Origin of the sequence: Streptomyces typhae (assembly GCF_009755605.1) — a bacterium.
GTDB lineage: Bacteria > Actinomycetota > Actinomycetes > Streptomycetales > Streptomycetaceae > Streptomyces > Streptomyces typhae.
Window position 1 is genome coordinate 156,466 of sequence record NZ_WPNZ01000016.1, and the last position, 18,505, is coordinate 174,970.

An 18,505-nucleotide genomic window follows, 5' to 3' on the forward strand; every position below is an offset into this window, starting at 1 on the left:
GTCCGCCTCCGCGTTACTACTGTCCCCTATTACTGTCCCTGTCCCTGTCCCTGTCCCTGACACCGTTCCCGTTCCCGTTTGCGTCCTTGTTCCCGTTCCCGTTCCCGTTCCCGTTCCCGTTTCCGTTCCCGAGGGGCGAGGGCAGCGTGCCGGACCGCATCCCCGCTCGGGCGACGGCCCACGGGAGCACCCACCACAGCCCGCCGCACGCCAGCAGCGTGCACCCGGCGGAGATCAGCGCGCCGGTGCGGCTCGCCGCCACGTCCACCACCAGCAGGACCGAACCGGTGAGCGCCAGGACCAGGACGCCGAGCCCGGCCGCGGCCAGACGTGACGACACCCGGACGATCAATGGCTTCGCCCCCCGCTGGAAGAGCCCCCGGTGCAGGGCCGCGGGAGCGGTGAACAGGGCGGCGGCCAGGACGGCGAGCAGCAGCGTGGTCACGTACGTAGCCCGCTGAACGGTGTCGAGCGACGGGAAGCGGGGCGTGAAGGCGAGGGTGAGCAGAAAGGCGAAGAGGATCTGCACCCCGGTCTGAGTGACCCTCAGCTCTTGGAGGAGCTCACCGAAGTTGCGGTCGGCGCGCTCCAGCGAAGTCTCGTTGCGGCCGTCGTGGAGGGGGACGCCCGCTGCGGGTGGACCGTTTTCGGACATGCACTACGGGGTTCCCGCGCCGGCGCGTTCCACTCCCCGCGCCGCGCGCGCTGCGCCCGGACGGCGGTGCGCGCCGCCGCGCGCGCCGCCGTCCCACGGGTCAGCGGACCCGGCCGTACCAGACGCTCCTGGTCCAGATCTTCTCGAGCCGCACCACGGTGTTCCGCTTCGGCGCGTGCCAGATCTTGTTCTTACCGGCGTAGATGCCGACGTGGTACACGTTCCGGCCCGAGTGGAAGAACACCAGGTCGCCGCGGGTGCGGTTGGCGGCGGAGACATGGCGGGTCTTGTTGTACTGCTGTGCGGCGGTCCGCGGCAGCTTCTTGCCCACACGCTTGAACGAGTAGAGCGTGAGACCCGAGCAGTCGAACCGGTGCGGCCCAGAGGCTCCGTAGCGGTACGGTGAGCCCTTCTTGGAAGCCGCGATGTTGAGCGCCTTCGTTCCGTGTGTCGCGGCCTCTGCCTCCGACGCGAGCCCGGGGGCCACGAGGGTGCCGCCGACGGCGGCGAGAGTGAGAGCCGATGCGGTACCGGCCCTCGTGAGGAGTGACGGAACGCGCGACGGAGCACGATGCAGCGCAGTCATGCGCAACCCTTCGTCAGCCGCCTGTGAAGGATGACCTGTCGGGTTCGGGCAGGCGAAGATGCCCGGTCGTGTCACGACGTCGCTCCGTCGCGCCACGGCTTCACCCCAAGGACCGCCGGTCTCCCGGACGGCCCGCCTTGCTGGGTCCTCCACTCCTGCCGAATGCACACATGTCGACCGGTCATCCGGGTGGCGGCAGGACTCGGCGTCCGCCCGGACCGCCCCGCCGCTTGTGGCGGGGGCTTGTCGTCGGAAGGGATCTTCACCCGGAAGTGGCCGAAAAGCCGAGCCGAAACGGCCTTATGTGAGGCTCCTCACGACTGATCCATTCGGGTGGACAGAGCCCGAATGGGGCTCAGGTCACAGTCGGGGACGATTGCCCGAACAGCACTGGAACGTCCTGTTCCGCGTGGCGCGTAAGGGAGTTGCGCAACTCGAGAGGATCGAGCGTACGAGCGATTCGTACGCTGAAAGAGCTACCACGTCTGGTCGTGTGAGGTGTTGCGCCGGATCCGGACGCTCCTGCGCCGGAACCCGTCCGACCGCTCAACGGACGGGCGGCGCGGGCGCGCTGCGGCCGTGGCGCTTCCGTGGGGGGTCGGTGCGACGGCGTACTCTCGGCGCGAATGCGCGGTATGCGCTCACTGCCCGTCTGTACTGTCTGCGCTGCTTGCACTGCCTGCGCCGAATATAACGCTCGCCCCGTCTGTCTCGCGTCTTCCGCCTGCCCCGGCCGCTTCGTTCCGGTCACCTCGTCCACGGCCGACCTGTTCCCGGTCACCCCGTTCCAGGTTCCCGGTCACCCTGTCGTCGGTGGGGCGTCCTCGCCCACCGTGGTGGACGGCAGGGTCACGCGAGCGGCGCGGCGCTCCCCGTCCAGGGTCCGCAGTGCCCTGGTCAATGTTGCCGCTTGCAGCTCCCTTTCGCCTCGCGTATGCATCAGGGCCAGCGCGTCGCGCAGCTCGGCCGCCCGGCTGACGAGGGCTTGGGCCGCGCGCAGGCCCCCGTACGTGAGCTCCGCGCGCGCCGGGTTGATCCGGCCGAGGAGGTCCACCACCGCCAGATAGGCGTCGACGACGTCGCCCTCGGCGCGCGTCAGGGCGGGGAGCGGCGGCAGGTCCGGCAGCATCGCGGCCTCACCCGGCGGCGGTGCGCGAGGCCTTGCGGCTCGGCACCACGCGGTCGGCCAGGCCGTACGCGACCGCGCCCGCGGCGTCGAGCACCGTGTCGCGCTCGATGTCCGCCGCGATCTGCTCGGCGTCGCGACCGGTGTGCCGTACGAGCATCTCCTCCAGGAGCGCGCGGGAGCGGCGCAGTTCCTCCGCCTGGATGGCGAGGTCGGCCGGGCGGCCCCGCAGCTCCTCCGTCAGTGTCGGCTGCTGGAGCAGGACCCGGGCGCCGGGAAGGACGGAGCGTTTGCCCGGGGTGCCGGCGGCGAGCAGCACCGCCGCGGCGGAGGCGACCTGGCCGAGGCAGACGGTCTCCACGTCGCAGGTCGTGAACCGCAGCGTGTCGTAGATCGCCGTGGTCGCGCTGAACGAGCCCCCGGGGGAGTTGATGTAGAGGGAGATGTCCCGGTCGGGCGCGAGATGTTCCAGGTGCAGGAACTGGGCGATCACGTCGTTCGCGGAGACGTCGTCGACCGGTGTGCCGAGGAAGACGATTCGCTCCTCCAGGAGCTTGGAGTAGGGGTCGAGGGTGCGCGGTCCTGAGCTGGTGCGCTCGGTGAACTCCGGCAGGACGTGGCGGGCGTGCGGCGGCCCCGGCTGCGGGGTGTGCTTTTCGGTGTGCGTGTCCTGCCCCATGGCATGGCTCGTGTCCTGTCCCGTGGCATGCCTTGTGCCCTGCCTCGTGAAGTGCTCCGTGAACTGCTTCGTGTCCTGCCTCATGACGCGCCTCCCCTTTGAGTACGGCATGCGTGCGGGCGTACGCACGGGCATGCGAGGGGCGCCGCTGTGGGCGGCGACCTCTGTAAAAAATGTACAGGATGTACGTGACGTTATGATGGACGTATGGCCTACGAGATTCCGGTGACGCAAGCCCGCGCAGAGCTCGCGGATCTGATCAACCGCGTTGTCTACGGCAGCGAGCGCGTGGTCGTCACCCGTCACGGCAAGCCGCTCGTGGCCCTCGTGTCCGCCGACGACCTGCGCCGACTCGACGAACTCGACCGCGCGGAAGCCGCCGGTGGCGCCGGTGCGTCCGGTGCGTCCGGTGGGGGCGCCGACACGGCGGAGGAGCAGGTCATCAGTTCCGTCTCGTCGCTCGGTTCCGGCTCATCGGTGCCGGGGAGCGGTGGGCGTCAGCGGTTCGGCATCGCGGCGGAGCACCGCGGCACCGACATGAGGTAGGTGCGTGGCGCGCCGCATATCGCGCCATGAGGCGGGCGCGCCGCGCCGTCCGTTCCGCGAGGGCTTCGGAGCCCAGCTGTGTATGGGGCAGCCCCAGGAACGGTCATGACGCGGTCAAAGGCTGGTTAACCTCGCTGAAACTCCGTCCAACTAGCCTGCTCGGCCACGCCACCTGGGGATTCCGTAAGCCAAGGTGTACCTCGGCGCGCACATTCCTGCGCGTTACATCTACGCCCGTCGTGGTGGCCGCGGCAGCCGGACCCCGCACGGTCCGGAGTGAGGACTGTGAGGTGGGACGTGCAACTGACCCCGCACGAGCAGGAGAGACTGCTCATTCATGTGGCCGCCGACGTGGCCGGGAAGCGCCGGGCGCGCGGGCTGCGGCTCAACCACCCCGAGGCGATCGCGCTCATCACGTCCCACATCCTCGAAGGCGCCCGTGACGGCCGCAGCGTCGCGGACCTGATGGCGTCGGGCCGCAGGGTGCTCACGCGGGACGACGTCATGGAGGGCATCCCCGAGATGATCCACGACGTCCAGGTCGAGGCGACCTTCCCGGACGGGACCAAGCTCGTCACCGTTCACGAGCCGATCGTCTGACGGGGAGTGAGTCGAATGTCCTCCGTGGACAACGGGTCCGGTGCCATCGGCGGCCGGAACGCCCGCAGCGCCCTCGATGCCCTCGACACCCTCGGTGACGGCCCCGACCTGGTGCCGGGTGAGATCTTCTTCGCCGACGAACCCGTCTCCTACAACGAAGGCCGCGTCACCACCCGGCTGACGGTCCTGAACGCCGCCGACCGCCCCGTCCAGGTCGGCTCCCACTACCACTTCGCCGAGGCCAACCCCGGCCTTGACTTCGACCGGGCCGCCGCCCACGGCCTGCGGCTCAACATCGCCGCGGGCACGGCCGTGCGCTTCGAGCCCGGCATCCCGGTGGATGTCGAGCTGGTGCCGCTTGCCGGGGCACGGGTGGTGCCCGGACTGCGCGGTGAGACCGGGGGAGCGCTGGACCCCGGCGGGCCGGGCACCGGCACTCCCACGACCGGAACCGCGGCCCCCGATCCCTCCGACGAATCCCGGGGTGCCCTCGATGCCTGACCTCTCCCGCGCCGCGTACGCGGACCTCTTCGGCCCCACCACCGGGGACCGTATCCGGCTCGCCGACACCGCCCTGCTCGTCGAGATCGAGGAGGACCGCTCCGGCGGCCCCGGACGCTCCGGCGACGAGGCCGTGTTCGGCGGCGGCAAGGTCATCCGCGAGTCGATGGGGCAGTCCCGTACGACACGGGCCGAAGGCGCGCCCGACACCGTGATCACCGGCGCCGTGATCATCGACCACTGGGGTGTGGTCAAGGCGGACGTCGGCATCCGCGACGGCAGGATCACCGGCATCGGCAAGGCCGGCAACCCGGACACGATGGACGGCGTCCACCCCGACCTGGTCATCGGCCCGGAGACCGAGATTCTCGCGGGCAACGGCAAGATCCTCACGGCCGGCGGCATCGACACGCACATCCACTTCATCTCGCCGACGATCGTCGACGAGGCACTCGCCTCCGGTGTCACCACCCTCATCGGCGGCGGCACCGGACCGGCCGAGGGCAGCAAGGCCACCACCATCACGCCCGGCGCCTGGCACCTGGCCCGGATGTTCGCGGCGATGGAGAACGCCCCGGTCAACATCGGGTTCCTCGGCAAGGGCAACACCACGTCCGCCGAGTCGATGCACGCCCAGCTGCGCGCGGGCGCCGTCAGCTTCAAGATCCACGAGGACTGGGGCGCGACACCGGCGGTGCTCGACGCCTGTCTGAACGTGTGCGAGGACACCGGCGCGCAGCTCGCGGTGCACACCGACACCCTGAACGAGGCGGGCTTCGTCGACGCCACCTTCAAGGCCGTCGCGGGACGCACCATGCACGCCTTCCACGTGGAGGGCGCCGGCGGCGGCCACGCCCCCGACATGATCACGGCCGTCTCGCTGCCGAACATGCTCCCCAGCTCGACCAACCCGACGCGCCCGCACACCGTCAACACCGTCGAGGAGCACCTCGACATGCTGATGGTCTGTCACCACCTCAACCCGGCGGTACCGGAGGACCTGGCCTTCGCCGAGTCCCGCATCCGGCCGACCACGATCGGCGCGGAGGACATCCTGCACGATCTGGGCGCCATCTCGATCATGTCGTCCGACTCGCAGGCCATGGGGCGCATCGGCGAGGTCGTCCTGCGTACGTGGCAGACGGCGCACGTGATGAAGCGACGGCGCGGCGCGCTCCCCGGGGACGGCAGGGCGGACAACCACCGGGCACGGCGGTACGTCGCCAAGTACACGATCAACGCGGCGATCGCCCAGGGCGTCGAGCGGGAGATCGGCTCCGTGGAGAGCGGCAAACTCGCCGACCTGGTGCTGTGGGACCCCGCGTTCTTCGGCGTCAAGCCGCAGGTGGTGCTAAAGGGCGGGCAGATCGCGTACGCGCAGATGGGCGACGCCAACGCCTCGATCCCCACACCGCAGCCGGTGCTGCCGCGCCGGATGTTCGGCGCCCACGGCCAAGCGCCCGCCCGCAACTCCCTCAACTTCGTGACGCGGTCCGCGCTGGATGACGGGCTGCCCGAACGCCTCGCACTGGAGCGGCCGTTCGTGGCGATCGAATCCACTCGGGGGCGCACGAAGGCCGACATGCGCGAGAACGACGCGCTGCCGCGGGTCGAGGTCGCCCCCGACAGCTTCGCCGTCCGGATCGACGGCGAACTCGTCGAACCGTCACCAGCAGCCGAACTTCCGCTCGCCCAGCGGTACTTCCTGTTCTGAGGCGGTGAGCGAACATGTCACGGGCCGCGTTGCTGGTCCTCGCCGACGGGCGCTTCCCCGCGGGCGGACACGCGCACTCCGGGGGCGCGGAGGCGGCCGTCAAGGCGGGCCGGATCACCGGGGCGCGGTCCCTGGAGGAGTTCTGCCGGGGACGGCTGCACACGACGGGCGCGGTGTCCGCGGCGCTCGCGGGTGCGGCCGCGCTCGGCGTCGACCCGGTGGCCCTGGACGAGGCGGCGGACGCGCGCACGCCGTCCGTCGCGCTGCGCACGGCGGCCCGTAAGCTCGGGCGGCAGTTGCTGCGGGCCGCGCGGGTGGCCTGGCCTTCGCCCGAACTGGACGCCCTGGCGGCGCGGTTCCCCAAGGGCGCGCACCAGCCGGTCGTCCTCGGCACGGCGGCGCGGGCGGCCGGCCTCGGCGCGGAGGACGCCGCCCACTGCGCGGCGTACGAGAACGTCAGCGGCCCCGCCACCGCGGTGGTCCGCCTCCTGAGCCTCGACCCCTTCGAAGCCACGGCCGTGCTGGCCCGGCTCGCCCCCGACATGGACAAGGTGGCCCGCAAGGCGGCGGAGGCGGCACGTCGGGCTCGGGACGAGGGCCCCGAGACACTGCCCGCGGCGTCGGCGCCACTCCTCGAGGTGGGGGCGGAGGGGCACGCCGGGTGGGACGTGCGGTTGTTCGCGTCATAGCCGAGCCACCCCACGAACCCCAAAGACCACAAAGAACCCCACAACCCCCACAACCTCTGTAATCGGCACAAGCCCCGTAATCGTCACAACCTCCACAATCCACCAAAAATCGCAAAACTCATCACACGAACACAAGGGGAGAGTCATGCACCTAGACCACACCCACGACGAGTCGGCCGCCGTCAGCGCGGACGCACACCGCGCCGACGGCACCCGCAGGGCCCTGCGCATCGGTCTGGGCGGCCCGGTGGGATCGGGGAAGACGGCCACGGTGGCCGCGCTCTGCCGCCTCCTGCGCGACGAACTGTCACTGGCTGTCGTGACGAACGACATCTACACCCGTGAGGACGCGGAGTTCCTGCTCCGTGAGGCCGTACTCCCGCCGGAGCGCATCACCGCGGTGGAGACGGGCGCGTGCCCGCACACCGCGATCCGGGACGACATCTCGGCGAACCTGGAGGCGGTGGAGGACCTGGAGGACGAGGTGGGCCCGCTCGACCTGGTCCTGGTGGAGTCGGGCGGCGACAACCTCACGGCGACGTTCTCCCGGGGCCTGGTGGACGCGCAGATCTTCGTCATCGACGTAGCTGGAGGCGACGACATCCCGCGGAAGGGTGGCCCCGGTGTCACGACGGCGGACCTGCTGGTGGTGAACAAGACCGACCTTGCCCCGTACGTGGGCTCGGACCTGGCCCGGATGGCCGCCGACGCGAAGGCGCAGCGCGCGGAACTCCCGGTGGTGTTCCAGTCGCTGCGGTCCGACGAGCATGTGTCCGCGGTCGCGGAGTGGGTGCGCGAGCAGCTCGCGGCGTGGGCGGGAGCACCGGCGAAGTGAACCCGGCGAGTCCGGCGGGGGTGCGGGCCCGTGCCCGCATCGGTGCCCGCTCAGACCGCTACGGGCGTACGGTTCTGCCGGTCCTGGAGGGAGAGGCACCCCTCGCCCTGCGCCGCACGCGGGCGACGGGTCGCGCGGCGCAGGTGACGCTGGTGGGGGCGATGAGCGGCCCGCTCGGCGGGGACCGTCTCACCGTCGAAGCGGACGTCGGCGCGGGCGCGAGCCTGGGCGTGGGCTCGGCGGCGGCCACGATCGCGCTGCCGGGCCAGGACGGGGCGCCGGCCGCGTACGACGTGCGCCTGACCGTGGCCGCGGGGGCGGAGCTGCGCTGGCTACCGGAACAGCTGATCTCGGTACAGGGCAGCGAGCTGCGCGTCACGACGGTGGCGGACGTCGAGGCCGGCGGACGCCTCGTCCTGCGTGAGGAGCAGGTCCTCGGCCGGGCCGACGAGGACCCCGGCCTGCTCCGCAGCCGCCTCACGGTACGCGTTGGGGGCCGCCCCCTCCTGGACCAGGAGCTGACGTGCGGCCCAGGCGCTCCTGGCGGCTGGGACGGCCCGGCGGTCCTGGGCGGCCACAGAGCCCTCGGCCAACTGATCCTGATCGACCCCGGTTTCACCGAAAAGCCCCCCACGCCCACGATGCTCACCCCTCACGCGTCCCTGACCCCCCTCCCCGGCCCCGGCGCCCTGATCACCGCCCTCTCCCCGAACGCCCTCCACCTCCGCCACACCCTCGACGAGGCCCTCCACCACCTGCCCTGACCGCCCCACGCCCCCGGGCCAACCCCTACCGCCTCGCTCCGCGCCGCTCACCGGTACTGGCCGATCCGTTTATCGGATTGGCAAAAAACAGCCGACCCCCCTGTTGTCAGGGACCACGCAGACGCAAGTATCCCCGTACCGAGCGAACGACCGAATCGATGTGCGGGAGGCCCCACTTGAGTCGTACCCCGATGACCACGCGGACCAGACGGACGGTGACGTTCGGATCCGCGGGCACACTCGTCGTGGCGACGCTGATAGCGGGGGCGCTCGCCGCGCCGGCCGCGAGCGCCGATGCCAGTGCTGAGCAGGGGCGCGGCCATGCCGCGTCCGCCAAGGACCGGGAGCAGGCCGGTGCCGCCGTCGCCGCTCTGCGGGCCGCCAAGAAGGGCATCGACTGGGCGGACTGTCCGGAGGACTGGGGGCTCGCCAAGCCCATCCAGTGCGGCTGGGTCACCGTGCCGCTCGACTACGCCAAGCCGTACGGCAAGCAGATCAAGCTCGCCGTCGACCGCATCGGCAACACGGGGAGCAAGGACGAGCGCCAGGGCGCGCTCCTCTACAACCCCGGCGGCCCCGGCGCCTCCGGCCTGCGCTTCCCCACCCGCGTCACCGCGAAGAACAAGCTGTGGGAGAAGGCCGCCAAGGCCTACGACTTCGTCGGATTCGAGCCGCGCGGCGTCGGCCACTCCGCGCCCATCTCCTGCGTCGACCCGCAGGAGTTCGTGAAGGCGCCCAAGCTGGACCCGGTCCCCGACTCCGCGGCCGACAAGCGCGCCCAGCGCAAGCTCGCCGCCGAGTACGCGGAGGGCTGCAAGGAGCGCAGCGGCGCCATGCTGCCGCACATGACGACGCCCAACACCGCCCGTGACCTGGATGTCATCCGCGCCGCGCTCGGTGAGAAGAAGCTCAACTACGTGGGTGTCTCGTACGGGACCTACCTCGGTGCCGTCTACGCCACCCTCTTCCCCTCACACGTGCGCCGCATGGTCTTCGACTCGGTCGTGAACCCGTCCACGGAGAAGATCTGGTACGAGGCCAACCTCGACCAGGACGTCGCCTTCGAGACGCGGCTGAAGGACTGGATGACCTGGGTCGCCAAGTACGACGCGACCTTCCACCTCGGCGACACCTACGACAAGGTGCGCGGACAGTGGGAGAAGCTGCGCGCGACGGCGAAGCGGAACCCGCTGAACGGCGTCGTCGGCCCGGCCGAGCTCGTCGCCTACTTCCAGAACGCGCCCTACTACGACTCCACCTGGGTCTCCATCGCGACCAACTGGAGCAAGTACGTCGCCGGTGACACCAAGCCGCTGATCGAGGCCGCGAGCCCCGACCTGTCCGACATCGCGGGCAACAAGGCGTCGGAGAACAGCAACGCCGTGTACACCGCCGTCGAGTGCGCCGACGCCAAGTGGCCCACGAGCTGGAAGAAGTGGGACCGGGACAACACCCGCATCCACAAGGACCACCCGTTCATGACCTGGGCCAACGCCTGGATGAACCTGCCGTGCGCGACCTGGAAGAGCAAGCAGCACAAGCCCGTCGAGGTCAGGACCGGCAAGGGCCTGCCGCCCGTCCTCATCGCCCAGGCCACCCGTGACGCCGCCACGCCGTACCCGGGCGGGGTCGAGCTGCACAAGCGCCTCAAGGGCTCGCGTCTGATCACGGAGAAGGACGCGGGGTCGCACGGCATCACCAACCTGGTGAACCCCTGCCTCAACGAGCGCGTGGACTCCTACCTGCTCGACGGCAAGCTGGACAGCCGCGACGTGACGTGCGCCCCGCACGCCACCCCCAAGCCGTAACAGGCGACTGACAACCCTCGCTGCTGGGGGATCGCACCAGGCCCGGTCTGGTGCGATCCCCCAGCAGCAGGAGTACGGGGGCTCAGCTGAGCGGCATCCTCGGGAACTTCCGGTCCTGTACGCGGCGTCCGCCGTCCGCCGCCCGCTCCGCTTCCTCCTCCGCCTTCACCACGGCGGCGTACTTGTCCACGTACTCCTGTCCGGACAGGCCGAGGATCGCGTACATCAGCTCGTCCGTGACCGCGCGCAGGACCGCCTTCTCGCCGTCCATCCCGGCATAGCGGGAGAACTCCAGCGGCTCGCCGAAGCGGATCGTCACACGCCGGAAGCGCGGTACGACCTTCCCCGGCGGCTGCGCCTCGAACGTGCCGATCATGGCGCACGGGATCACCGGCACCTGCGCCCGCAGCGCCATCGCGGCGACCCCGACCTTGCCCTTGTACAGGCGCCCGTCGTGCGAGCGGGTGCCCTCGGGGTAGATGCCGAGCAGCTCGCCCTTGCGCAGCACACCGAGGCCCTCGCGGATCGCGGCCTGGCCCGCCTCCTTGCCGGAGCGGTCGACCGGGATCTGCCCGGCACTGCGGAAGAACGCGGCGGTGAGCCGGCCCTTGATGCCGGGGCCCGTGAAGTACTCGGCCTTCGCCAGGAACGTGATGCGCCGCTTGATGATGGCGGGCATCAGGAAGTGGTCGGAGAACGACAGATGGTTGCCGGCCACGATGGCCGCGCCGTGCTCCGGGATGTGCTCCAGGCCCTCGATCCTGGGCCGGAACATCAACCGGAGCAGTGGCCCGAGGATCACATACTTGAGCAGTAGGTAGAACATGCGGGCGCCGCCTTCCCCCGGGGGTGGTGCCCACGCACAGTAGTCAATCGGCGGCGCGGACGCGAGAGCCCGTTCGGGTCCTTGTCGATCGTGCGTGCATGTGATCCCCGGCGGGCCGATGGCCCGTACGGGTGCGGCGTATACGGGTGAGGTGTACGGACGCTTGTGGGCCTCGTGCGCCCATGTGGGGGAACCGGCGGCGTGGCGGCTTGCCCGAGCCGGGGCCGTGCGGGTGCTCTGGCCCGTGCCCGCTGTCAATCGCCCGACGTCACCGCCGACGCTCCCTACACCACCGTCCGTGACCGGCGGCCGTCGCTGCCCCCGGAGGTCCCATGCGCCCGATCACTGTCACCGCGGCCACCCTGCTCGCGCTCGCCGCGGCCGTCGCGCCGGCCGCGGCGGCTCCCGGCACCGGGGCCCCGGAGCGGCGGGGCGGCCTCCTCCTCACCGTCTCCGGCGACGCGAACACCTGGATCCGAGGCCTCGTGCTGCGGTGCGCGCCCGAGCCGTCGGGGCATCACCCGCACGCGGCGCGCGCCTGCGCCGAGCTGGACGCGGCAGGCGGTGACTTCGACTCCCTGCCGGTCGCACGGGACCAGCTCTGCACCAAGGAGTACGCGCCCGTCACCGTCACCGCCGAAGGGGAGCACCGCGGCAGGCCCGTGGGGTGGCGCAAGACCTACGGCAACGCGTGCGAGCTGGGCGCGAGCACGGGGCACGTCTTCCGCTTCTGAGCCCGTTCGCGGTTGCGGCTGGGGCTGCCGCTGCCACTGTCCCCGCCGCTCAACCACGCCCCTCCGGCGCGCGCCCCCTCCGGACGCCCGCGCGCGCCCGCTTCCGGACTCCCGCGCGCGCCCACCTCAGGACGCCCGCGCGAACACCATCGCCACCGTGAGCAGCCCGAGCACCACCCAGCCGAACCACAGCCAGCCGTTGCTCCCGAGCACCACCGTGTAGGCGGTCACCATCACCAGACCCCCGATGGTGAACGCGCCCATCGTCTTCGTAGAACCAGGCATCGCCCTGCCTCCTCAAACGCAGGTCGGGCGTCCGGTTCCCGGAGCGCCGTGACCGTGGCCTGAGGCCATCCTCACCCGCGATGCGGCTCTGCCGCTAGCGTCCGCGTGCCGCCAGTGAGGCCAGATAGGCGTTGTACTCCTCCAGCTCCTTGTCTCCGTCCCGGTCCGCCGCACGGTCCTTGCGACGGCCTTCGCGCTGGTCGGAGCGGTACCACTGGAAGAGCAGAGCGAGCAGGACGAGCACCGAGGGGATCTCGCTGAACGCCCAGGCGATGCCGCCCGCGGCGTTCTGGTCCGCCAGCGCCTCGACACCGAGGGACGCCGGGGGATTCTTGTACGTTCCCACCATCGGCTCGGACGCCATCATCAGGGCGATGCCGAAGAACGCGTGGAACGGCATGCCCGCGAACAGCTCCAGCATCCGCATCAGATAGCCGGGGCGGTGCGGCCCCGGGTCCACACCCATGATCGGCCAGAAGAAGACCAGGCCGACGGCGAGGAAGTGGACCATCATGCCGATGTGGCCGACCTTGGAGCCCATCAGGGTGTCGAACAGCGGGGTGAAGTAGAGCGCGTAGAGGCTCGCGATGAACAGCGGAATGGTGAACGCCGGATGCGTGATGATCCGTACGTACCGGCTGTGCAGCAGGGCGAGGAGCAGCTCGCGCGGGCCCTTGCGGCCGCGGCCCGCCACCGGCAGCGCCCTGAGCGCGAGCGTGATCGGCGCGCCCATGAGCAGCAGGATCGGCGACAGCATGCTGATCACCATGTGCTGCACCATGTGCACGCTGAACAGGACCATGCCGTAATCGTTGAGCTTGGTGCACATCACGAGCAGCACGGTCAGGACGCCGATGACGAAGGACACCGTGCGGCCCACCGGCCACTTGTCGCCGCGCCGCACCAGGCGCACGACCCCCCACCCGTACAGGGCGAGGGCCACCAGGCAGCCGATGAGGAAGAAGGGGTCGGCCGAGGGTTCGAGCCCGCGCCCCAGCGTGAACGGCGGCAGATCCATGTTCATGCCATGCATGCCGTGCCCGCTGTGATCCATCCGCTGGCTCCTGTTTCGTGCCGATTGTGCGCTGTGTGTCGGCACCAGCGTAGAACCGCCCCCGGCCGCGTCGGCGACCGGGGGCGGTTCCAGGGCTTCGGTGGGGCGGGCGTCAGAGCACGCACTCCGCTTCCGCGTACCGCTCGTCGGGCACCGTCTTCAGCGTCTCGACGGCCTCGGCGAGCGGCACCATCGCGATGTCCGTGCCGCGCAGCGCGGTCATGTTGCCGAACTCGCCGCGGTGCACGGCCTCCACGGCGTGCCAGCCGAAGCGGGTGGCGAGCACCCGGTCGTACGCCGTCGGCGTGCCCCCGCGCTGGACGTGGCCGAGGATCACCGGGCGGGCCTCCTTGCCGAGGCGCTGCTCCAGTTCGAGGGAGAGCTGGCGGGCGATGCCCGCGAACCGCTCGTGGCCGTAGACGTCCTTGGCGCCCTCGTCGAACTTCATGGTGCCCTCGCGCGGCTTGGCGCCCTCGGCGGCCACGACGATCGCGAACTTCTTGCCCGCCTCGAAGCGCTCGCCGACCTTCGCCGCCAACTCCTCGATGTCGAAGGGCCGCTCCGGTACGACGATGGCGTGGGCGCCTGCCGCCATGCCGGAGTGCAGCGCGATCCAGCCGGTGTGCCGGCCCATGACCTCGACGATCAGGACGCGCTGGTGGGACTCGGCGGTGGTCTTGAGGCGGTCGAGGGCCTCGGTGGCGACACCGACCGCCGTGTCGAAGCCGAACGTCACATCGGTGACGGCGATGTCGTTGTCGATGGTCTTCGGCACGCCGACGATGGGCAGGCCCGCGTCCGAGAGGAGCCGGGCGGCCTTGAGCGTGCCCTCGCCGCCGATCGGGATGATCGCGTCGAGGCCGAGGTCGACGACATGGCCCTTGGCGCGCTCGACGCCGTCACGAAGGTGGGCGGGCTGCACCCGCGAGGAGCCGAGGATCGTGCCGCCGCGCGCCAGAATGCCGCCGACCGCGTCCAGGTCCAGCTTGCGGTAGTCGCACTCCAGCAGGCCCTTCCAGCCGTCGTGGAAGCCGATGACCTCGTCGCCGTGGTCGACGACGGCGCGGTGGACGACCGAGCGGATGACGGCATTCAGGCCGGGGCAGTCGCCGCCGGAGGTCAGGACACCAATGCGCATAGCGCGGAATACCTTTGCTACGTGGGCCGGTGACCGGACCACGTCGTCCGGCTGGATCTCGCCCACCCTACCGGCGGGAGCCCCACAGCCACAGGCCCGCCCGCCAGGTGGACAGAGCATCGCTGGAGCCGACCGCCGGACGGCGTGCACTCCCTTCGGTCCCGCAGCCACCCGCCGGACGGTGCACGAGCTTCCAGCCCGTCCGGCGGACGGTGCACGAGCATTCCAGCCGGTCCGGCGTTCGGACGGGGGATCCCAGCCGGTCCGGCGTTCGGACGGGAGATTCCAGCCCGTCCGGCGTTTGAGGACGAGCGCGCAGCGCGACAAACGGCAAGCCGCCCGCCCCGCACAACCAAGGGACCGCCCACCCCGCCGGAGGCGCTACGCGGGCTGCTGCTGGGCGGCGGAGATCCGCTCCCCGCGCAGAGCCTCGTACCAGCGGTCGTCCGTGGGCGGCAGCGCGTTCACGTCGAGGGCCAGCTTCAGGAGCAGGTCCGCGACGAGCGGGTTGCGGGCGAGCACGGGACCGTGCATGTACGTCCCGAAGACCGTGCCGTTGTACGCGCCTTCCGTGCCGTCGCCGGTGCCGTTGCCCTTGCCGAGACGGACCCGGGCGAAGGGGCGCGAGCCGGGGCCGACATGCGTGATGCCCTGGTGGTTCTCGAAGCCGGTGAGCTCGGGCAGGCCGAGCTGCGGGTCGATGTCCCCGAGGACGTCGCCCACGCAGCGCTCGCCCTCGCCGCGCGTGGACACCACGTCGAGCAGGCCGAGGCCGGGCTCGCGCTGGCCGAGGTCGTTGATGAACTCGTTGCCGAGGATCTGGTAGCCCGCGCACACCGAGAAGACGATGGCGCCGTTGCCCACGGCCCGCTGGAGGCCGCCGTCGCGGCGCAGCCGCTCGGAGGCCAGACGCTGCGGACGGTCCTCGCCGCCGCCGATGAGATAGATGTCACCGGAGGTCGGCACGGGCTGGTCGCTGCGGACGTCGTACCGCTCGACCTGCAAACCGCGCTGGCGGGCGCGCCGCTCCACCACGAGGGCGTTGCCCTGGTCGCCGTACGTGCTCAGCAGGTCGGGGTAGACCCACACCAGCCGCAGGCTGTTGTCGCTCATGCTCATTGGTCCCTACGAAGGTCTCGAAGTGCCGGACGAAGGTCTCGGAGTGGCGGACGAAGATCTCGGAGTGCCGGATGACGTGCTCGGAGTACCGGGAGGTCCGCGGTGCTCCGCGGTGGCATTCCGCGGTGCTCCGTGGTGCTCCGAGGTGTTCCGTGGCGTCAGTTGCCGACGCGGCGGCGCAGGTCCTGGAACGCGGTGTAGTTCGCGATCGCCTCGATGCGGCCGGGCGGAGCGAGCTGCACGGCCTCGTCGAGGGTCTCGCACACCCGGAAGTCGAGGCCCGCGACCTCCAGGCGGACCGCGAGGTCCAGCTTGCGGTCGCCGAGGACGAAGATCGGGTGCCCGGCGAGCCGGGTGTAGTCCACGTCCCACAGCCAGGAGGTGTCCGTGCCGTCCGCGCCGCGGGCGTTCACCGACAGGAGCACCGGGGCCGGCGGCGGGTCGATCAGCGAAAACGTTTCGAGCCAGCCCGCCGGGTTCTTCGCGAGGAGCAGCCGCAGATCGCGGCCCTGGAACTGCACGACGTCGTAGCGGCCCGCGACCGCCTGCACCTGGTACATCCGCTCCAGGGCGACCTGCGGGGGCACCCCGAAGACGGCGGCGACGGCGGCGGACGAGGCGGCGTTCGCCTTGTTCGCGCGGCCGGGGAGCTGGAGGTGGATCGGCCAGGCCGAGCCGTGCGGATCGAGTACGTAGTCCCCGGAGAGTGCCCAGCTCGGCTGGGGGCGGCGGAAGCCGCACTCGCCGCAGTACCAGTCGTCGCCGGGGCGCTGCATGACGCCGCCGCAGGCCGGGCAGGACCAGGCGTCGTCCTTCCACGCCTGGCCCGCGGCGACCCACACCACGTTCGGCGAGGAGGAGGCGGCCCAGACGACCAGCGGGTCGTCGGCGTTCGCGATGATGACAGCCTTGGAACCGGCGAGGCCCTCACGCCACTTCTCGGCGAGCATGCGGGTCTCACCGGCGCGGTCGAGCTGGTCGCGGGAGAGGTTCAGGAGCGCGATCGCCTTCGGCGAGACGTCACGGGCGACACCCGCGAGGTACTTCTCGTCGACCTCGATCACGCCGAACCGGGCGTCGGAGCCGCCGGCGAGCGCGGAGGTGATCCCGGCGGGCATGTTCGCGCCGAGGGCGTTGGAGACGACCGGGCCGCTGGCCCGCAGCGCCTCGGCGATCAACCGCGTCGTGGTCGTCTTGCCGTTCGTGGCCGAGACGAGCACCACGTCCAGGTGCGTGGCCAGGCGTCCCAGGAGCTCCGGGTCGAGCCTGAGGGCCACCTTGCCGCCGATCACCGAACCGCTGCCGCGGCCTGCCACGCGCGACACCGCCGCGGCCGCCTTGCCCGCCGTCACGGCCAGCTTGGCCCGAGGCGACAGCGGGTCTCCACTGCCAGGGTGTCCTGCCATCGTTCTGGATCCTCCTTGCGTACGGCACCGCGCCTGCCCGGCATCGTGTCGGGCCAGCCTATCGAGATCGACTGACAAGCCCGAATCACACCTCCTGTGCACGGGCGCGAATGCCCCCTGGTGTCCTCTGGACCGTACTCTTGCCGCCATGCGACACGGCTCGATCCCGGGCGCCTCAGGGCGCGTACGACCCCTGACCCTGCTCGGCGACCCCGGGTTGCACTCCGCCTGCGACGAGGTGACCGACTTCGGTCCGGGCCTCGCCGCGCTCGTGGAGGACATGTTCGCCACGATGTACGCGGCGAACGGCGTCGGCCTTGCGGCCAACCAGATCGGCGAGGGCCTCAGGGTGTTCGTGTACGACTGCCCGGACGACGAGGACGTGCGCCACCTCGGGCACCTCGTGAACCCGCGCCTCGTCGACGTGGACGGCGTGAGCGTCCGCGGTCCCGAGGGGTGTCTCTCGCTGCCCGGTCTGGAGGCGGCGACCCCGCGCTTCGACCACGCGGTCCTCGAAGGAGTCACACTGCGCGGGGAGGCCGTGCGGGTGCACGGCACCGGGTTCTTCGCGCGCTGCCTCCAGCACGAGTACGACCACCTGGAGGGCGGCGTGTACACCGACCACGTCACCGGGTGGCGCCGGCGCAGGGTGCTGCGGCAGGCGGCGCGGGCGCCCTGGGCGGCGACCGCCTGAGCTTCGCGCGGCTGCCACGGCGTCGGGCGGCGCCGGTGCCGGTTCAGAAGCCGGGCCCGCCCACGCGGTTGCCCGCCGCCGCGAGCCTCCCCCAGAGCAGGTCGGCGAGGCTCTGCACCAATTCGGCGCGGGAGCAGGGCCGTTCGCCGAGCCACCAGTCCCCGGCCGCGTGCATCATGCCGACGATGCCGTGCCCCCACACGCGCGCGAGCTGGGTGCTCTGCGGGCCGAGGTCGACCCGCTCCTCGATCACCTCGGCCAGCTCCTCGCCGAGCCTGCGCAGGAGCGGCGCGGAGTGCAGGCCGACGTCGAAGCCGCTCTCGCCGCTCTGCTCGCCGGGCTGGGCGGCCTCCGAAGGATGCATCAGGAAGCGGTAGACCTGCGGACGGGCCTCGATGGCCGCGAGGTAGGTGTCGAGCGTCGCCTCCACCCGCTCCCTGCGCTCCGCGGGGGCGTCCAGGGCGTCCCGCAGCGAGGCGAGCAGCGCGTCGGTGTGCCGCTTGGCCAGGGCCGCGTACAGGCCGCCCTTGTCGCCGAAGTGCCGGTACAGAATGGGCTTGGTGATGCCCGCCTCGGCGGCGATGGCGTTCATCGAGGCTCCGGGTCCCTCACGGAGGACGACGCGGTCGGCCGCCTCGAGAAGTTCGCGCCGCCGTTGCTCGGCGGACCGTTGCTGATCGGTCCGCTGCGTGGTCTCCATGAGGTGCTCTCTCCGCCCGTCCAGTTGCCTGACGCACGCGCAACGT

21 protein-coding genes are annotated in these 18,505 nt (G+C 71.2%); 10 read left to right on the forward strand and 11 right to left on the reverse strand.

The annotated features are described in order from the left end of the window. Positions 1 to 16 precede the first annotated feature (16 nt). The 4 genes from GPA10_RS27310 to GPA10_RS27325 all read right to left on the reverse strand — a co-directional run bounded on the left by GPA10_RS27310 (position 17) and on the right by GPA10_RS27325 (position 3,046). Positions 17 to 655 carry a DUF6328 family protein gene (locus tag GPA10_RS27310; protein WP_246259835.1) on the reverse strand — a complete coding sequence of 213 codons (639 nt, stop codon included), beginning with the start codon at positions 653 to 655 and terminating at the stop codon, positions 17 to 19. Positions 656 to 755: 100 nt separating this feature from the next. Then, the gene (locus GPA10_RS27315) at positions 756 to 1,241 is read right to left on the reverse strand and encodes a C40 family peptidase (RefSeq protein WP_058848798.1); all 486 of its coding nucleotides are present in this window, start codon (positions 1,239 to 1,241) and stop codon (positions 756 to 758) included. A 799-nt stretch (positions 1,242 to 2,040) separates the two neighbouring features. Next, positions 2,041 to 2,370, reverse strand: coding sequence for a hypothetical protein (locus GPA10_RS27320; protein ID WP_157167800.1), 330 nt, complete (start codon positions 2,368 to 2,370; stop codon positions 2,041 to 2,043). 7 nt (positions 2,371 to 2,377) lie between these two features. Next, positions 2,378 to 3,046, reverse strand: coding sequence for an ATP-dependent Clp protease proteolytic subunit (locus tag GPA10_RS27325; protein WP_157167860.1), 669 nt, complete (start codon positions 3,044 to 3,046; stop codon positions 2,378 to 2,380). Between the two features lie 207 nt (positions 3,047 to 3,253). Between GPA10_RS27325 and GPA10_RS27330 the strand changes: the two genes are divergently transcribed. From GPA10_RS27330 to GPA10_RS27365, 8 genes are all read left to right on the forward strand, one after another. Continuing rightward, positions 3,254 to 3,592: a type II toxin-antitoxin system Phd/YefM family antitoxin gene (locus tag GPA10_RS27330; RefSeq protein WP_157167801.1), complete on the forward strand. Its 339-nt coding sequence runs from the start codon at positions 3,254 to 3,256 to the stop codon at positions 3,590 to 3,592. 297 nt (positions 3,593 to 3,889) lie between these two features. Next, the gene (locus GPA10_RS27335) at positions 3,890 to 4,192 is read left to right on the forward strand and encodes an urease subunit gamma (protein ID WP_343041379.1); all 303 of its coding nucleotides are present in this window, start codon (positions 3,890 to 3,892) and stop codon (positions 4,190 to 4,192) included. 108 nt (positions 4,193 to 4,300) lie between these two features. Then, complete coding sequence (locus GPA10_RS27340) at positions 4,301 to 4,693, forward strand: urease subunit beta (RefSeq protein WP_157167862.1); 393 nt, start codon at positions 4,301 to 4,303, stop codon at positions 4,691 to 4,693. Next, the gene (locus GPA10_RS27345; protein ID WP_157167802.1) at positions 4,686 to 6,407 is read left to right on the forward strand and encodes an urease subunit alpha; all 1,722 of its coding nucleotides are present in this window, start codon (positions 4,686 to 4,688) and stop codon (positions 6,405 to 6,407) included. The genes GPA10_RS27340 and GPA10_RS27345 overlap by 8 nt, the downstream gene beginning before the upstream one ends. Before the next feature lie 14 nt (positions 6,408 to 6,421). Further along, on the forward strand, positions 6,422 to 7,096 hold the full coding sequence (locus GPA10_RS27350) for an urease accessory protein UreF (protein ID WP_157167803.1): 675 nt from the start codon (positions 6,422 to 6,424) through the stop codon (positions 7,094 to 7,096). Between the two features lie 145 nt (positions 7,097 to 7,241). Further along, positions 7,242 to 7,931 carry an urease accessory protein UreG gene (gene ureG, locus GPA10_RS27355; RefSeq protein WP_058848794.1) on the forward strand — a complete coding sequence of 230 codons (690 nt, stop codon included), beginning with the start codon at positions 7,242 to 7,244 and terminating at the stop codon, positions 7,929 to 7,931. Further along, complete coding sequence (locus tag GPA10_RS27360; RefSeq protein ID WP_343041380.1) at positions 7,928 to 8,695, forward strand: urease accessory protein UreD; 768 nt, start codon at positions 7,928 to 7,930, stop codon at positions 8,693 to 8,695. Before ureG ends, GPA10_RS27360 begins: the two co-directional genes overlap by 4 nt. A gap of 191 nt (positions 8,696 to 8,886) precedes the next feature. Then, on the forward strand, positions 8,887 to 10,503 hold the full coding sequence (locus GPA10_RS27365) for an alpha/beta hydrolase (RefSeq protein WP_157167804.1): 1,617 nt from the start codon (positions 8,887 to 8,889) through the stop codon (positions 10,501 to 10,503). An 82-nt stretch (positions 10,504 to 10,585) separates the two neighbouring features. Here the strand turns inward: GPA10_RS27365 and GPA10_RS27370 are convergent, their stop codons facing one another. Continuing rightward, positions 10,586 to 11,329, reverse strand: a complete 744-nt coding sequence (locus tag GPA10_RS27370; protein ID WP_058848792.1) for a lysophospholipid acyltransferase family protein — start codon at positions 11,327 to 11,329, stop codon at positions 10,586 to 10,588. Between the two features lie 332 nt (positions 11,330 to 11,661). On the opposite strand from GPA10_RS27370, the gene GPA10_RS27375 reads away from it, so the two are divergent. Beyond that, positions 11,662 to 12,063, forward strand: a complete 402-nt coding sequence (locus tag GPA10_RS27375; protein WP_157167805.1) for a subtilase-type protease inhibitor — start codon at positions 11,662 to 11,664, stop codon at positions 12,061 to 12,063. Between the two features lie 126 nt (positions 12,064 to 12,189). On the opposite strand, the gene GPA10_RS27380 is transcribed toward GPA10_RS27375, so the two are convergent. The 5 genes from GPA10_RS27380 to GPA10_RS27400 all read right to left on the reverse strand — a co-directional run bounded on the left by GPA10_RS27380 (position 12,190) and on the right by GPA10_RS27400 (position 17,065). Then, positions 12,190 to 12,348 carry a hypothetical protein gene (locus GPA10_RS27380; RefSeq protein ID WP_107450297.1) on the reverse strand — a complete coding sequence of 53 codons (159 nt, stop codon included), beginning with the start codon at positions 12,346 to 12,348 and terminating at the stop codon, positions 12,190 to 12,192. Between the two features lie 94 nt (positions 12,349 to 12,442). Then, entirely contained in the window at positions 12,443 to 13,402 is a 960-nt protein-coding gene (locus tag GPA10_RS27385) for a cytochrome c oxidase assembly protein (protein WP_058848790.1), read from the reverse strand. Positions 13,403 to 13,514: 112 nt separating this feature from the next. Continuing rightward, positions 13,515 to 14,540, reverse strand: a complete 1,026-nt coding sequence (locus GPA10_RS27390; RefSeq protein ID WP_058848789.1) for a 6-phosphofructokinase — start codon at positions 14,538 to 14,540, stop codon at positions 13,515 to 13,517. Positions 14,541 to 14,921: 381 nt separating this feature from the next. Next, positions 14,922 to 15,653, reverse strand: a complete 732-nt coding sequence (locus GPA10_RS27395) for a type 1 glutamine amidotransferase (RefSeq protein ID WP_058848788.1) — start codon at positions 15,651 to 15,653, stop codon at positions 14,922 to 14,924. Between the two features lie 164 nt (positions 15,654 to 15,817). Then, positions 15,818 to 17,065, reverse strand: coding sequence for a MurT ligase domain-containing protein (locus GPA10_RS27400; RefSeq protein WP_058848787.1), 1,248 nt, complete (start codon positions 17,063 to 17,065; stop codon positions 15,818 to 15,820). A gap of 148 nt (positions 17,066 to 17,213) precedes the next feature. On the opposite strand from GPA10_RS27400, the gene def reads away from it, so the two are divergent. Next, positions 17,214 to 17,759 carry a peptide deformylase gene (gene def, locus GPA10_RS27405; protein ID WP_157167806.1) on the forward strand — a complete coding sequence of 182 codons (546 nt, stop codon included), beginning with the start codon at positions 17,214 to 17,216 and terminating at the stop codon, positions 17,757 to 17,759. A gap of 43 nt (positions 17,760 to 17,802) precedes the next feature. Here def and GPA10_RS27410 read toward each other — a convergent pair whose 3' ends face one another. Further along, the gene (locus GPA10_RS27410) at positions 17,803 to 18,459 is read right to left on the reverse strand and encodes a TetR/AcrR family transcriptional regulator (RefSeq protein ID WP_058848785.1); all 657 of its coding nucleotides are present in this window, start codon (positions 18,457 to 18,459) and stop codon (positions 17,803 to 17,805) included. Positions 18,460 to 18,505 lie beyond the last annotated feature (46 nt).